Source organism: Paeniglutamicibacter cryotolerans, from assembly GCF_014190875.1.
In the GTDB taxonomy this organism is placed as follows: Bacteria; Actinomycetota; Actinomycetes; order Actinomycetales; family Micrococcaceae; genus Paeniglutamicibacter; species Paeniglutamicibacter cryotolerans.
This window is the reverse complement of record NZ_JACHVS010000005.1, coordinates 148,866-163,031: the sequence shown is the minus strand read 5'-3', so window position 1 is coordinate 163,031 and position 14,166 is coordinate 148,866. Positions and strand designations below refer to the sequence as shown.

The window sequence follows — 14,166 nt, the reverse complement described above, 5'->3', positions numbered from 1 at the left end:
GTACGCCGTGCCCGAGCGCGTGCACTCGGCGCAGAGCGCCGTGGCCGATACCGTGCGGGCCTACCGCCGTGCGGTGAACGACCGCCGAACCGTGGTGCTGAACCTGCCGCTGAACGTCCAGGCGCAGGAAGCCACCGAGGAACAGGCCTCCGCCGTCGTGGCCATGGCGGCGGCCGAGCCGATCCGCCCCTCGCGGGCCTCTGTCGAGGCGTTGGCCGGGCTGCTTGCCCAGACCAAGCGTCCGGTGTTCGTCGCCGGCCGTGGCGGCCGCGAGGCCAAGGCCGAAATCCTGGCCCTGGCCGAGCACGCCGGTGCCCTGGTGGCGACCTCCGCGGTGGCCAAGGGCCTGTTCAACGAGGACGAGTTCAACCTGGGCATCTCCGGCGGGTTCTCGTCGCCCCTGGCGGCCGAGCTGATCACCGACGCGGATCTGATCATTGGCTTCGGTTGCGCGCTGAACATGTGGACGATGCGTCACGGGCACCTCATCGGGAGCGAAACCAAGGTGGTCCAGATCGACCTCGAGGAACAAGCGCTGGGCGCCAACCGGCCCATCGACCTGGGCGTGGTGGGCGACTCGGCACAATGTGCGGCGGACGTACTTGAAGCCCTGCAGGCCACCGGCATGCAGGCCCGCCAGGGCTACCGCAGCGCAGAACTCGCCGTGCGCATCAAGGAAGCGATCCACTGGCAGCAGGTCGATTTCGAGGACCTGTCCGACGGGCAGTTCATCGACCCGCGCACGCTGACCAAGGTGCTGGACGAGTTGCTGCCCGCCGAGCGGATCCTCAGTGTCGACTCGGGCAACTTCATGGGCTATCCCAGCCAGTTCCTCTCGGTGCCAGACGAGTTCGGATTCTGCTTCACCCAGGCCTTCCAATCCATCGGACTGGGCCTGTACACGGCGATCGGCGCTTCCCTGGCACAGCCGGGGCGTTTCCCGGTGCTGGGTACCGGGGACGGGGGCTTCCACATGGCCATCGCCGAACTGGACACCGCGGTGCGGCTGAAGATGCCACTGGTGTGCATCGTGTACAACGACGCGGCCTACGGGGCCGAGGTGCACCACTTTGCCATCGACAACCCGGAGGCAGACATGAGTTCCGTGCGATTCCCCGACACCGACTTCGCGGCCATCGGCCGTGGTTTTGGTGCCGACGGAATCACGGTGCGCAGCGTTGCGGATCTGGACGCGGTGGGGGACTGGGTGGCCTCGAACCCCGCCAGACCGTTGGTGATCGACGCGAAGATCGCCTCCGATTCGGGTTCATGGTGGCTGGCGGAGGCCTTTAAGGGTCACTAAAAGATTCCGCCAATAGGCGTCATGCGGCAGACCTGAAATGATGCTGTGACGTCATTGACCGAGCCCACCGCGTGGTGAAGAGGTTGAGAAGAACCCGGTGACGGGAGACTGTCACGCCGGGATCTGTGGGAGCCGGAGGGCTAAATCCCCTCCGGCCACCCGACCGTGGTCATTACCCTCAGGCGGCTCATCCGCCAAGCCTGGCAAACCCATCGCTGGGATACCCGGCCCAAACGCACACCCTGAGCCATCAACGCCTATTGGCGGAATTTCAAAATTATTTACCCTGCACAAACGATCATCGAAGCGCGGTACATCTCTTTTTATGCATGCTTCATGTCAATGGCTCGGAGGGGTTACTGAGACGATAAATTCGACGCCTTCCTTCGTGTCATTTACGAAGCGATGAGGAATTCGAGAATTGAAGTGGCAACTGTCGCCCTTGGCGAGCTCGAGACGCTCGCGGTCAGTCTCGATCACGAGCCGACCACGGGTTACCACAATGCATTCCTCTGCTTCATGGCTCCACACGGTCTCGCGCGAGACGCCACCTGGCAACAGTTCTCCCGCAAGCACCTCGAGCTGCATGCCGACTGTCGACTTGCGACGATATTTCATGTCGCCGGAGCGCGTCGTGATCGTCATTTCGTCACCCACACGCATGACGTGCATCTGCTCACGGTCGACCTCGGGAACGAATAGTTCGAACAGCGGCACATCCAGCACCTGAGCAATCTGGCGCAGTGTTTCGAGGCTTGGATCAACAAGCCCACGTTCAACCTGGCTGAGCATGGAAGCCGAAATGCCTGCTGAACCAGCGAGCTCCTTCGCCTTCAGCCCCTTAGCCTGTCGGAGCCGTCGTACGCGCAACGGAAAGCTCATGATTCGTCCTCAACGATTACAGGTCACTAAAAATGTAGTGCTATTTAAGAAAGTTTAAGTATACTAAAGTAACGAGCGTCACAAAAGCGGGATATTGGCTCGAATGAGCCAGCTCCCTATAATCCTCGCTAGCCACTAATCTTACTTCCCCAGGAGTGCTTCCACGATGTTCGTGAAACCAACCGCCGAGCCGCCCCACCGTGTAATGGTCCTCATGGCCTGCCGCGAGTCATGGTACGAGGCGAGCGACGATGAACGAAGCACAGTCGCGCTGCCGACCCTACAACACCTCCTTGAAGACTGGGAAGCGCTCGGATTCGAACTACTGCATTCTTTTGACGACGACTTCTTCCTTGTTGGCCAGCCCGGGTCGTTGCAGTTTCCCATCACGATCCTGGGCACGGTGCCGTCGCTTGACACCATTGTGCAGATGATGAACCGCGCACGCACCACTGTGAACGGCGAGCGTGCCGACCGGTACTACCGGTTCGAAAGCCGCCTCGGACGCAAGCTATTCCTACTCCCGCGATAAGCCGGGCTCCTCGCTAGGCACCCATATCCCGCTCCACCCGATCAAGAAAGGCGCCATCAACTTGAATACCGACAAACCACTGCAATTCCGAGTTGGCACTTTCGGTGCTTTTATCGCACCAATCATTTTTATCGCCGGCGCAATCGTCTACTTCGTCGTTTTCAAAGCATTCGATACTACGGCTCTCACGACCGCAGGCATCGTCGGCATCGTCATTGCCGGTGTTTTTACTAAGGAGTACACCCGATTCTGGGACAGCGTGATTGCAGGCCTATCGAACCCCATCGCGATGACCGTAGTGATGATTCTGTTCGTCGTCGGCCCATTGTCGTCACTGCTCGAATCCACCGGAGTCTCAGAGGGATTCGTATGGCTGGCTGCAGAGTTGAACGTGACAGGCGGCCTCTTCATTGCCGTCGTCTTTATTGCGTGCTGTGCCATGTCGATGGCGACGGGTACCTCACTAGGCACTATGTTCACTGCTTTCCCGATCTTCTACCCCGCTGGTGCAATGGTCGGCGCTGACGCTCTGTTGCTCGCCGGGGCGATCTTCTCAGGTGCTATGTTCGGCGATAGCCTCGCCCCGATTTCGGACACCACGATTGTCTCGGCATCCACGCAACGCTATCGTCGCCGTGAGGGCAGTGCCGAGGTCGCCGGAGTGGTCGGCACACGCGCTAAGTACGCGCTCACTGCTGCTGGAATCAGCATGGTCTTGTTCCTGGTGCTAGGCAATATCGCCGCGCCGCCAGCCCAGGGCGGCTCCGTCGATGCCAGCGGCTACTCGCCACTCGGACTCGTCATGCTGCTACCGGTCATCGCACTCATCGTGGTCGCCTTCTGGAAACGCAACCTCTATCTCGCCATCACTGTCGGTGTCATCAGCGGCACCATCGTCGCGCTCATCTCGGGCTTGATCACGCCGAAGGACATTATGTTCGTTGAGGACGGCTCCCCGAGTGGCTTCCTCTTTGAGGGTATTGACGGCATGCTGCCTCTGATCGGTCTGTCAATCGCGGTCTTTGGGATGATCGGCATTGTGCGTGAAGCGGGCGTATTTGAAATTATCATCAATGCGCTGTCGCGTCGGCCATGGACACAGAGCGCCCGCGGTGCAGAAGCTGCCATCGCCGTGGGCCAGACCATCACGACGACCATGTTTGCCGGCGTTGTGGGTCCCTCGATCGTTCCGTTCTCGGTCATAGCCGATGAAATCGGTGCTCGTGCAAGCCTCCATCCGTACCGGCGAGCAAACGTGATGGAGGGTTTCGCCGCAGGTATCGCATGCATAGTCCCCTCGTTCAGCGCGTTCCTATTCATCATCAGCCAGTTGACAACCGGTGTTGAGGGCATGCCAGCAATATCGCCGATTACCGTGGCATTTGTCTCTTTCTACCCCATTATGTTCAGTGCCGTGATGATCTTCTCTATCATCACTGGTTGGGGCCGGCGCTTCGAATCGGCTAACGGTGTCCCTGTGAAGCGATTCGAGGACATAGTTCCTGAGATCCTGAGCGAACCCGCAGACACCGCCTCCGCCTACCCAGCCCCCGCGACGCGCGGCTAGAAAACCTATCGTCAATCACAGAATTGAGGGAATCATGACAGTCAACGTCATTTCACCCGTCTCACTCACACCCGATCAGTTCCGCCGGAATTTCGCACAGCTCGACAAAGCACCGCATTTCGCAAGCTGTAGCCAAGGCGCGCTTTCCGACCACTTGACGCAAACCATGCAATGCATGACGGCATCGCTCGTCGACTCCCAAGCTCCATGGGACGTATGGGTAGGCGTTGTAGAACAGTACAGGGCCAAGAGCGCCGCGTTCCTAGGCTGCTCGAGCGATCAGATCGCCGTGCTCTCCTGTGCAAGCGAAGGCGCTTTCCAAGCTGTCACCTCGCTCGATTGGTCAGGTGAGCGCAACCGCCTCGTCACTTCCGATCTCGAGTTCCCGTCGGTCGGCAATGTGTGGCGTGCCCAGCGCGAAGGCATCGAAGTCGTCAACGTGGGAGGCATCGAGGAAGCACTCCTGGCCGAAAACTGGATCCCGCACATCGATGAGCGCACGAAGCTGGTCTCGGTTCCACTGGTGAGCTACATCAACGGCACGCGACCGGAGATCGAGCGCATCGTCGAACATGCGCACTCGGTCGGTGCCCTGGTTTTCGTCGATGCATACCAAGGGGCGGGCGTAGTACCGTTCTCGGTCAACGAGCTTCAATGCGACTTCCTAGTGACGGGCAATCTTAAGTATTTGCTGGGGTTGCCGGGCATCGCATCGCTTTTCGTACGCGAGCCCGAGAAAGCCGAACAGAACGCGATGCTGACTGGTTGGTTCGGACGCGTGAACCCGTTCGAGTTCGACCCGGCACTCGTCGACTACCCGAACAATGGGCGTCGTTACGAGACTGGCACCTACTCCATCCCCTCAGCGTATGCCGGTGTTGCAGGCTACGAAGTTCTCGAGCAAATTGACATCGCAAGTTGCTGGCCGCATGTCGAATCACTTCGCGAGTCGCTCGCAGATGAGCTACTCGCTCTCGGATACGAGATCGACTACCCCGAAAACCCAGCCCACCGCGGACCCGAAGTAGCAATCGTATGCGACGATCCAGATGCGCTTGCAGCTAAGCTCGCCGAGTTTCGCATAGGCACCTCACCCCGAGGGTCGCGCTTGCGACTCTCTTTACATGCCTATTCGGCGCAGAGCGACATTGATGCGCTAGTCGTGGCTCTGAAAGCTCTTTAGACCCAACGCCGTTTACATTGCGTTCTCAGATGCTGATCTATTTCCATGACACGTGGTGGATGAGTGTAGCCCGAAGTAGTTAGAACGACTATCAGGTCAAGTCTGTCTCGGTGGACTAACGAAGGGGTTCCCACCTATACCGGTTGCTAAAGCGATCAACGAAGTTGGGGCAGGCGAGCAGCACCTACAACTGCCACCTTCCTGAGCCATGGTCTACTTTAGCCTGAAGTTGCGTTGGCCTGAACGCCAGGAACCCCGGGTTGGGCGAATTCTAGGGGTCGTTGCAACGCCTAGGGGTGGTTAGTTAGTTATTAGATCACGCAAAACGCTCGGCCGGGGTATCCCAGCCGAGCGTTTTGCGTGGGCACGCATTGAGCTTTTGGGCAACGAACTCGAGGTCCTCGGGACTGTGGGCGGAACAAGCAACCACCGTTTGTTGCCACGGGCGAGGGCACAGCGGAAGCGCAGCCCAACCCTTGGTATCCGGCCTGACCAAGACGTAGGTTTTGTTCATCTTGCAATCACAATGTTCATCACATCATTCTCGCACTTGGACGAAGAAAGGTCCTTCTGGCCTGCCCATTCCCGACGGTCCCACTCTCCTACTCCGACGGCAGGCAACAACTGACCTAGGGCCGGGTCTTGGAGGGTAGATGAATCGGCGGATGAGACGACTCGTAATCCATGCCATGCAAGACCGCAGCCGGCGACGATGCCGAGACTGCTTGGCTTAAGATCGCTACGGATTACAAGGTTGCTGACCCGCAGGCGCTGCTTGATACCTACAAGGCCGGGCTGGAAGCCAACGCTGGGGCCACATACGAGGATGCCACCGCGAATTGCGTCGCGGGCTTTACCTCCAAGTAGCCTTCAGGATTAAAGGCAAAGGAGATCTCTGTACTCGTTGACAGCGGGGGTCATTGGCTGATTCGGGAATAGCTGGCTTGCCGCGTCATGGGCATCCTACCTTTGACGCGGCACTCTCGTTCAAGTGCCACCCATTGGCTACCGCAGTGGGTATCAAAGGGGACCGGTTATCGAGGACCTGGGATGGGTACCGTCGGTCGAAACTCAGCTGGGATCCATGATGCCAGGAAAGGCGGCACATAGGTGCCCCGCCCCGTGGCAAACAACCAATAGCAAAGGCCAACCACACCGAAGAGACGTGGCTGGCCTTTGCCATGCCCCGGCGGCTGATGTTGTTCATCGTGGTGACCAGCTGCGCCCTTCGCTCCGGCCTCGCGTACGGGCTACTGAAAGTCGGATGAAATGGATGTCATGGCGGCAGAGTGAACGATGTTCGGAGAACAGGGTGAGACCCTGGCCGAATCCCATACCGAGGGTAACCGCGAGGTCCCGTGTAGCCCGCTCAACGCCCTTCAATGCCATGGTGCGACACGCCAACGGCTTGCCGGCTGATGCCCATCTCACTGTTACGGACCATGGACCTGGACGTCGGGGCACGATGCTCCCTCGCCGACGCGTAGATCCTGCTGGTCAGCTGGTGGCGGGCCCACCGGGACAAGGGCCTGAAGACCAAGATCGCTCGCGTCCAGGTCAAACGGCTGGTCGCCGCCATCTTGCAGATCAATACCAGGCTGGCATCGAACCACCAGGTTCTGCGCGACGCTGTAGACGCCATGGCATCCGGCCTGTTGGAGCTCTCCGGTGTCGGTCCTGCGTCTGGGGCCCAGGTGCTGATCTCGTATTCGCCCCCGGACCGGTGCGTTCGCCAGGCCGCGTTCGCAGCCTGGGCCGCAGCAAACCCCATCCCCGCATCCTCCGTCACATCGACCCGGCACAGGCTCAACCACCACGGTGGCCCGCAGCTGAATCGTGTTCCGTATATGATCGCCCGATCCCGAACGGAATATGACCCTACAACCATCGCCTACGTCGGACGTCGGACTGCCGAAGCGAATACCCTTCGCGAGATCCGCCGCTGCGTCAAACGATTCATGGCCCGCTGACTCTTCCGAAGGTGAAAACCCGTCGACTTGAACTTTAGAAGGTGGGGAGGCTGCGCAGTTAAAGGCCTACTGCGTGGCGTTGGGGTGATGCGCGTGGACGTCGAACAGGACCACCGTTTTGTGCCCTCGACGTAGAACCAGATCCTAGCCCATGGGTGGCAAATATGGCTTGTCGGTACGTTCAATCCGGGGAGTTGGTGCCGCCGAGTGATCCCGGAGTTCATGCATCGAACAGGAGTCATGTGAATTCCGAAATGTTTTTGGCTGACGCTTACCGCACGATTCCACGCGAATAATTCAGCTTTACGATTACCCGAGCGATCTAGCGACCGGTCCTTGGCGCCAGCCCGCCGGTTAACCCCGCTGGCAGTTCGAAGTCCTGCGGGTTGGTTGCCAGGATGCGCAGGGTGTCCTGGCCCTGGGTCCGGTCCCTTTCATCGAGCATGAGCCAGGACGGATACAATGGGTCAGCCAATGCCTGGTGCAGGGTGATGATCCGGCTGCGGTCGCTGCCCTTCAGCTCCGGCACCACCCCGAGCGGGTCCTTGAGCGTGGCCGCGAGCATCGCTGCATCATCCAAGTGGCGGCGTCCGTCTCGGGAGTCCTCCCGGTAGGCCGCTCCTTTCAGGACAAGGGCGCCAAGCGTATTGGGGATGCTAACGCTCACGGCTCCCTCGCCTGTGTCGATTCGGCAATGGACGGTGCGCTGCAGGGCCTGCGTTCAGGCAGGAATCCGGAACACTTCCCTCCGGCCCAGGAGCAACGGAGGCTTGGCCACCCCATGGTCGGCGACCATGACGTCGATCTGCTCGGCGCCTCGCACGAAACGGTGGGCCGGGGCGCCGTTATCGATCGAGGCCTGCAGGCTATATCCGAGTGTGTGCAGGGTTTCGTTGAGCTCGCTGGCGGTGACCGAACCCGTTTCGACATGCAGGATGATGTCGACGTCGGAGGTCGGCCGAGTGACTTCCATTCCTGCGACGGCGGCGTGCAGCTGCACCATGAGTCCGCCCACCAGTGTCCATTTGCTGGCGGGCAGCGCTCGGGCCAATTCCAGACACTGCGGCCACGGCGAGCCCCACCCGCCCGCGGGCGCGGGGACTTCCCAGACGGGTCGAATCCCAGCTAGGTCAGCGCTGCTTGGCTCAGCCATGGAGCAGTTCCTCGAGGACGCGGATGCCCGCGGAGCGTTCCCGGGTGGATAGCGAATCCATCAGGTCCACGGCGACCGCGGCCCAGGGCGTATGGCTGGAGGTGAATGGTTCGGTGCGTGTGGTTTCGCGGATGACCACGTTGCCGTTGGGGTCTTCCACCAGGCCCAGTGCGTTGGCAAACTTCTCGCCATCTCCGGCCGTCGCATAGCCCTCGGCAAACCCGCCGCCGCCGGAGAGGCTAAAGCGCGCGGCCGTTACCTCATCGTGCATGGCGGAACCCGCGGTTGGCATCAGTCGTGGGCGGAGCCGGTCCACGGCCGCCGGGGTTCCCCGGTAGCGCTTTACTGCGGCGCGGTTCCTGGCCAGCAGATGCACGTCCTCGGATCCGAGGTCGCCGAGGCGGGTTTTAAGGCGGTATTTTTCCGCCGCAGTGATCCAGGGTGCTTCCTGCCCGGAAAGGATGCATAGGGCTGCCCATGCCGTCCGGGGGCTCCATAACCTGCCGGTATGTTTACCCGAATCGACCACCCGTTGCAAAGAGGCGGGGTCGATGAGCAGGGTGCGGCCGGCGGTCCCCGCGCCGGTGAGTCGGCCACTGCGGAGCATCTTGCGCACCGCGACATCGCTGATGCCCAGGCGGTCGGCCGCCTCCCGGGTCGTCACAACATTCATACATAAAGGTTCTCATAAAAGAACCATTGTGCATACATCGGTTCACCTGTTCCAGGATGCGGACAACTGAAGTCGGTCAAACATCGGCAACATCCCTGTGGACCGAGCTAGCACCCAAAGGCGCAAGGCCAAGAGTCCAGCATGGAAGTGATAACCATAACTTCATATGTGCGGTTATCGGCGGTTGCGCTTTCAGCGGCAGCGCGATCTATGTTTGCCAAACTCGGTATACATAGGCTGCCAACGTGAACCGTCCCGGGTTTGATGCCGCTGTCTTTTTTGAGAAAGATGGCAACCATGCCCAAGAAATACCCTGCCGAAGTTCGTGACCGTGCCGTGAACATGGTCCTGGATCGAATCACCGAATATCCATCGCTCTACGCAGCATGCAAGGCACTGGCCCCGAAGCTGGATGTCGGCGCCGAGTCCTTGCGCCGTTGGGTGGTCCAATCCCAGGTGGACTCAGGCGAGAAGGACGGCCCAACCACCGATGAGATCGATGAGCTCAAGCGGCTGCGGGTCGAAAACCGGGACTTGAAGGAAGCCAACGAGATCCTGAAAGCGGCATCGATTTTCTTCGCGAGGGAACTCGACCCTCGCCGCCGCTGATTTGCCGTTTCATTGACGAACTGAGAGCCAAAGGCCATGCGGTCGAGTCGATCTGTTCCGTCCTGCGAGAGCAGGGCGTGCAGGTCGCCGCACGGACCTACCGGGCCTGGAAAACACGACTGCCGGCACTGCGGGCGGTCGAGGACGCCAGGGTCATCGACACGTTACGCGCACTGAACATCCCAGACGCCAAGGGGCGGCCGCGGCCGGAAATCCTCTACGGTCGCCGGAAGATGACCGCGTGGCTGCGCCGCAATGACTTCCCTGAGGCCTCCAAACACACCGTGGACCGGCTCATGCGAGACGAAGGCATGAACGGGCTTGTCCGTGGCCGCAAGACCCGCACCACCATCCCCGGCAAGGACGGAAAACGCGCCGGGGACCGGCTGAACCGCAATTTCCAGGCCAGCGCGCCAAACCGGATTTGGGTCACCGATTTCACCTACGTCCCGGTGTATTCCGGGTTCGTTTACGTCGCGTTGGTGATCGACCTGTATTCGCGGGCCATCGTCGGCTGGGAAACTTCCACGGTCAAGGACACCGCCTTCGTGGAGCAGTGCCTCAAGATGGCACTATGGCGCCGAAAAAACGCCAATAGACCGGTTGACAAGGGACTTCTGCACCACAGCGATGCGGGCAGTCAATACACCTCGATCCGCTACACCGACACCCTGGAGATTGAGGGACTGATCCCTTCGATCGGCAGCGTCGGGGATGCGTACGACAATGCGGCCGCCGAAACCGTGATGGGACTCTTCAAGAACGAAGCCGTGGCCAAGGGTTCACCGTTCCGAACCGGGGCCCTGAAGACTGAATCCGACGTGATTGAGGTCGTCTTCGACTGGGTTCACTGGTACAACAATGAGCGCTTGCATTCCACTTTGGAACACCAAACCCCGGAGGAATTTGAGCGAACCTACTATGCTGAAATTTCCGGCTCGTTACCCGACGCTGCCGCCCACAAGACGGCGGCATGATTTCCGGGACGGTTCAGCCTTCCGTGGTGGACCAGCCGGTCGATGACGGCAGCGGCCATGTTGTCATCCCCAAACACCGTCCCCCACCTTGAAAACTCCAGGTTGGTGGTAATGATCAAGCTACGGTTCTCATAGCTGTCGGCGATGACCTGGAACAACAGCCTGGCACCCTCGGTGTCGATCGGCAGGTAGCCCAGCTCGTCGATGGCCAAGACCTGATTTTTGGCCAGGGATGCGAGCTCCTTATCCAACCGGTCCTCCTCCTTGGCCCGGCGCAGCATCATCACCAACGCCGAGGTGTGAAGAACCCGGCCGCGATGCCCCGCCGGCAGGCCGCGGCCACCAAGGCGGTGGCCATGTGCGTCTTGCCGGTACCCACGTCGCCATAGAGGACGAGGTCTTGGGCGCGGTCGATGAAATCCAGGGACTCCAGGGGCTCATGTCCGTAGTCCCCGGTGAACTTCACGCAGGTGTAGTCGAAGCCGCTCAGGGTTTTCAAGGCCGGCAGCCGCGCTGCCTTCAGCAGCCGCTGGCGCCGGGATTCGAGTCGGGATTCGTGCTCGGCGACCAGGACCCCGTGCAGGTATTCGCGTTGTTTCGGGGTGCCTTTCTCGGCCCACTCGGTGAGTACGCTGCCGGTCAGCGAGGCGTGCTTTCCGGCCTCGAGGATCTCCTGGACGGTGATCGGATTCATGCGACTTCTCCCGTGCTGGTGTTCAGGATGGTGAAGGTGTCATAGACGCTCAGATCCACGTTGGCCGCCGGTGGTTCGGTGCCGTCGGCCAGGCGGCGGGCCAGCATGCCCAGCATGGCCATGTCCGGTTCGTCCCCGCGCTGGATCAGGGTGTCGGCGGCCTGGATCGCGGTATCGAACCCGGTGGTCCCGGACGCGGCGTCCACCGCGCTGAACAACCGGCGCCGGTTGGTGGCGGTGGCCGCATCCAGCCAGTCGCGCACCGGGTCGCTGACCAGGGTCCGCAACGGGGAATGGGACCACGCACCGGGTTTGGTCACCAGCAACGGGAGAGGGGACGCCGGGTCGAAGATCGTCTCGGCCTGCGTCCCGAAGACACGCTCGAAGGTGCGCACCGGTGCCGAGTGCTCGTCCAGGATCTGCACCACCTCATGGCCCAGCCCCACGGTGAGCATCCGCCCATTGAACATTGGCCCGGCTGCGTAGGTGTTCCCATCAATGAGCAGGTTCCCGGTCTTGTCGGCCCTGCGCGATTCGTAGCGCACCGCTTCGAAACCGATCCCCGGCAGCTGAAGGGACGCGGCCACGTCCTGGGCAAACAGCTCGCCCAGGGGCAGGCCCTTGCGGTAGTGCACGGTGGCGGCCAACGAGTCGCATTTGGCCATCAACACCTCATTGAGCCTGGCCAGGGAGGCAGCTTCTGGCAGCGGGACCATGAAGTTGCGGCGCAGGAACCCGACCGCGTTTTCTTTCGTTGCCCTTCTCATGCCCCGAATACGCGTTGCAATAGCGTGATTCGGACCGGTAGTGGAGCTTGAACGCACCAAAGAGCTTCGACTCGACGACCTTGGTTCCGACCCTCCGACCGATGCCCGTGGCGTTGTCGAACACCAGGTGCCGTGGCGCCGCGTTGATGTGCTCGAACACGGTGCGCAGCCCGTGGGCGACGCATTCGGCGGTCTCGCCGCGGTAGGCCTGTACGAAGCGCATGTTCGAGAACGGGAAGGTCACCAAGAAGATGTGCAGCACCTGCCGGACCCCGGCAATGATGGCTTCGGCCTGCCCGAAGTCGACCTGCACGGTGCCGGCGGGCCAGAGAAGCTCGGTGAAGCCCTCCCCGGGCTTCCGGTGGGCGGCCTTCCATTTCTTCGCGTACCGCTGCACCGCCGAATACGCGCCGGTGAAACCGTGTTCCTCCACGAGCCGGTCAAAGACCCGTTTGGCCGTATGCCGCTGCTTGCGCGGTCGGCGATCATCATCGGTGAGCCACTGCCCGATGTGGTGCTCGAACCCGGTGAGCACCGAGGCGCCCGGCCGGGCGGTGGGGGCCGCCGGGGCCGGGGAGAAATCCTGTTGGTTGGCGTACTTGGAGACCGCGTCCCGGCTGACTCCCAACCGTCGGGCGATCTCCCGGCCCGAGATTCCCTGGGAATCCATAGTTCTGATATTTTCTTGTACGGACATGGGTACCGTCATCTGCTTTCCAGTTCCTTCCGGCGCACACGCTTTGCAATGGCAGCGCCGTATGGAACTTATCTGGGTGGTGGCGGGCCCATGTGCCTTGACACACTGGACGGGCCCGAACCACCGGGTGGTCTTTCTCTGCAGGCCAGTCCGGGAATGATGATTTCCGGGTGGAATTCTCTGGCCTGATTCTTACCGCTCTTTTGGCTGGAAACCGGCCACCAACTTGGCTGGATTCCTTGGCTCAAACGGCCTACAGATAGTCGATCACACACATCTCCGCCTGCGACCCGTTCGACTGCCCGATGGTGGACGAGTACCGCCCCTACTAAAAAAGGCGCAGCCCGGCAGCCCGTTGGCGTCGTCCAGGGAAGAACTGCACGGCGAGAAACATCTGCCCGGCAGACTGTCGCCGACCACCATGGAATCGCCTCAAGCGCCCGGCCGGGGATTCCACGGCCGGACGCTTGAGGTTTTCACCGCTTGGGGGGATAAACGTCTTCGCTGTTTTCCCCGGCCCGGGCAGAGGCGGCAAGATGCCCGCACCTCGAGGGCGGACGAGGGACTCGTTCCGGGTAAACAGAAGGCCCCTCTATGCCAGAGGGGCCCTCGATGAATGGGGTGGTTTGTCTCGGTTTAGGTTTAGCTTAACGGCGACGTGTCCCTCCCCTCTTGGCCGGTCAAATCCATCAACGGATGCAAGTAGCAATAGGCTAATAACGAGTGCCGGGCCCTGTCAAATCCATCCCTGCCCAGTGCTTCCGTGGCTGAATACAGCCCGTGGCAACCCCAGGCGTCCAGGGGGAACCAAGCCTCATTCCGGACCAACAAGCTCAGGGGTCCGGTCCCGCGCCGAACCAACCTTTTCAGCGGACTGCATCAAGGTCCTGGACCACAAGGGTGTCGGTGACCCCACGGGCAGGAACTTGCAGGTCAAAGCCCGAGCACCCGAGAACACCCGTTTCTTCAGCGGAACCGGCAAGGATCCGTGTGAATCACGCGCCAGAGGTGTGCCCTCGGCCGCACCAGGCGGTTCTGCGGGGGCTTCCGTGCCGCGATGAGCGATTTTGCTGCGTTGCCAGGACCAGAACCGCACCACGGAACTGACCGCAAGCATCGGCTGCGAAGACTTCGACTACTCATTGGTTGTCCCCTGAGG

General features: G+C 61.0%; 11 protein-coding genes and 2 pseudogenes. 7 read left to right on the top strand and 6 right to left on the bottom strand.

The window, feature by feature from the left end:
- The coding region (locus E9229_RS18860) for a thiamine pyrophosphate-binding protein (RefSeq protein WP_183513321.1) at positions 1-1,303 on the top strand (1,303 nt) is incomplete at its 5' end.
- Between the two features lie 339 nt (positions 1,304-1,642).
- On the opposite strand, the gene E9229_RS18855 is transcribed toward E9229_RS18860, so the two are convergent.
- Positions 1,643-2,185, bottom strand: a complete 543-nt coding sequence (locus E9229_RS18855) for a helix-turn-helix domain-containing protein (RefSeq protein ID WP_183513320.1) — start codon at positions 2,183-2,185, stop codon at positions 1,643-1,645.
- 166 nt (positions 2,186-2,351) lie between these two features.
- On the opposite strand from E9229_RS18855, the gene E9229_RS18850 reads away from it, so the two are divergent.
- The 5 genes from E9229_RS18850 to E9229_RS20165 all read left to right on the top strand — a co-directional run bounded on the left by E9229_RS18850 (position 2,352) and on the right by E9229_RS20165 (position 7,437).
- Positions 2,352-2,717: a hypothetical protein gene (locus E9229_RS18850; protein ID WP_183513319.1), complete on the top strand. Its 366-nt coding sequence runs from the start codon at positions 2,352-2,354 to the stop codon at positions 2,715-2,717.
- A 61-nt stretch (positions 2,718-2,778) separates the two neighbouring features.
- The gene (locus E9229_RS18845; protein ID WP_183513318.1) at positions 2,779-4,284 is read left to right on the top strand and encodes a Na+/H+ antiporter NhaC family protein; all 1,506 of its coding nucleotides are present in this window, start codon (positions 2,779-2,781) and stop codon (positions 4,282-4,284) included.
- A gap of 34 nt (positions 4,285-4,318) precedes the next feature.
- Positions 4,319-5,467 carry an aminotransferase class V-fold PLP-dependent enzyme gene (locus E9229_RS18840; protein ID WP_183513317.1) on the top strand — a complete coding sequence of 383 codons (1,149 nt, stop codon included), beginning with the start codon at positions 4,319-4,321 and terminating at the stop codon, positions 5,465-5,467.
- A 684-nt stretch (positions 5,468-6,151) separates the two neighbouring features.
- Positions 6,152-6,334 carry a hypothetical protein gene (locus E9229_RS18835; protein WP_183513315.1) on the top strand — a complete coding sequence of 61 codons (183 nt, stop codon included), beginning with the start codon at positions 6,152-6,154 and terminating at the stop codon, positions 6,332-6,334.
- A 773-nt stretch (positions 6,335-7,107) separates the two neighbouring features.
- Complete coding sequence (locus tag E9229_RS20165; RefSeq protein WP_407671406.1) at positions 7,108-7,437, top strand: transposase; 330 nt, start codon at positions 7,108-7,110, stop codon at positions 7,435-7,437.
- 322 nt (positions 7,438-7,759) lie between these two features.
- Here E9229_RS20165 and E9229_RS19135 read toward each other — a convergent pair whose 3' ends face one another.
- The 3 genes from E9229_RS19135 to E9229_RS18820 all read right to left on the bottom strand — a co-directional run bounded on the left by E9229_RS19135 (position 7,760) and on the right by E9229_RS18820 (position 9,263).
- Entirely contained in the window at positions 7,760-8,104 is a 345-nt protein-coding gene (locus E9229_RS19135; RefSeq protein ID WP_221184799.1) for a hypothetical protein, read from the bottom strand.
- 54 nt (positions 8,105-8,158) lie between these two features.
- Positions 8,159-8,452 (bottom strand): hypothetical protein, encoded by a 294-nt coding sequence (locus E9229_RS19130; protein WP_221184798.1) that lies wholly within the window; start codon positions 8,450-8,452, stop codon positions 8,159-8,161.
- Between the two features lie 130 nt (positions 8,453-8,582).
- On the bottom strand, positions 8,583-9,263 hold the full coding sequence (locus E9229_RS18820; protein WP_183513313.1) for a helix-turn-helix domain-containing protein: 681 nt from the start codon (positions 9,261-9,263) through the stop codon (positions 8,583-8,585).
- Positions 9,264-9,560: 297 nt separating this feature from the next.
- On the opposite strand from E9229_RS18820, the gene E9229_RS18815 reads away from it, so the two are divergent.
- A protein-coding gene (locus tag E9229_RS18815) for an IS3 family transposase (RefSeq protein ID WP_183513312.1) occupies positions 9,561-10,849 on the top strand; the annotation gives its coding sequence in 2 pieces (ribosomal slippage) (positions 9,561-9,834 and positions 9,834-10,849; 1,290 coding nt in all).
- Here E9229_RS18815 and istB read toward each other — a convergent pair.
- Both istB and istA read right to left on the bottom strand, forming a co-directional pair.
- Positions 10,792-11,543 (bottom strand): annotated as a pseudogene (istB, locus tag E9229_RS18810) (IS21-like element helper ATPase IstB). The gene E9229_RS18815 and the pseudogene istB overlap by 58 nt on opposite strands.
- Positions 11,540-13,007 (bottom strand): annotated as a pseudogene (gene istA, locus E9229_RS18805) (IS21 family transposase). Before istA ends, istB begins: the two co-directional pseudogenes overlap by 4 nt.
- Between the last annotated feature and the right edge of the window lie 1,159 nt (positions 13,008-14,166).

Excerpts from the sequence above, each read along its gene's own strand:
- E9229_RS18835 (WP_183513315.1), top strand. The coding sequence starts at position 6,152 with ATGCCATGCAAGACCGCAGCCGGCGACGATGCCGAGACTGCTTGGCTT.
- E9229_RS18820 (WP_183513313.1), bottom strand. The coding sequence starts at position 9,263 with ATGAATGTTGTGACGACCCGGGAGGCGGCCGACCGCCTGGGCATCAGC.
- E9229_RS18840 (WP_183513317.1), top strand. The coding sequence starts at position 4,319 with ATGACAGTCAACGTCATTTCACCCGTCTCACTCACACCCGATCAGTTC.
- E9229_RS18850 (WP_183513319.1), top strand. The coding sequence starts at position 2,352 with ATGTTCGTGAAACCAACCGCCGAGCCGCCCCACCGTGTAATGGTCCTC.
- E9229_RS18855 (WP_183513320.1), bottom strand. The coding sequence starts at position 2,185 with ATGAGCTTTCCGTTGCGCGTACGACGGCTCCGACAGGCTAAGGGGCTG.
- E9229_RS20165 (WP_407671406.1), top strand. The coding sequence starts at position 7,108 with ATGGCATCCGGCCTGTTGGAGCTCTCCGGTGTCGGTCCTGCGTCTGGG.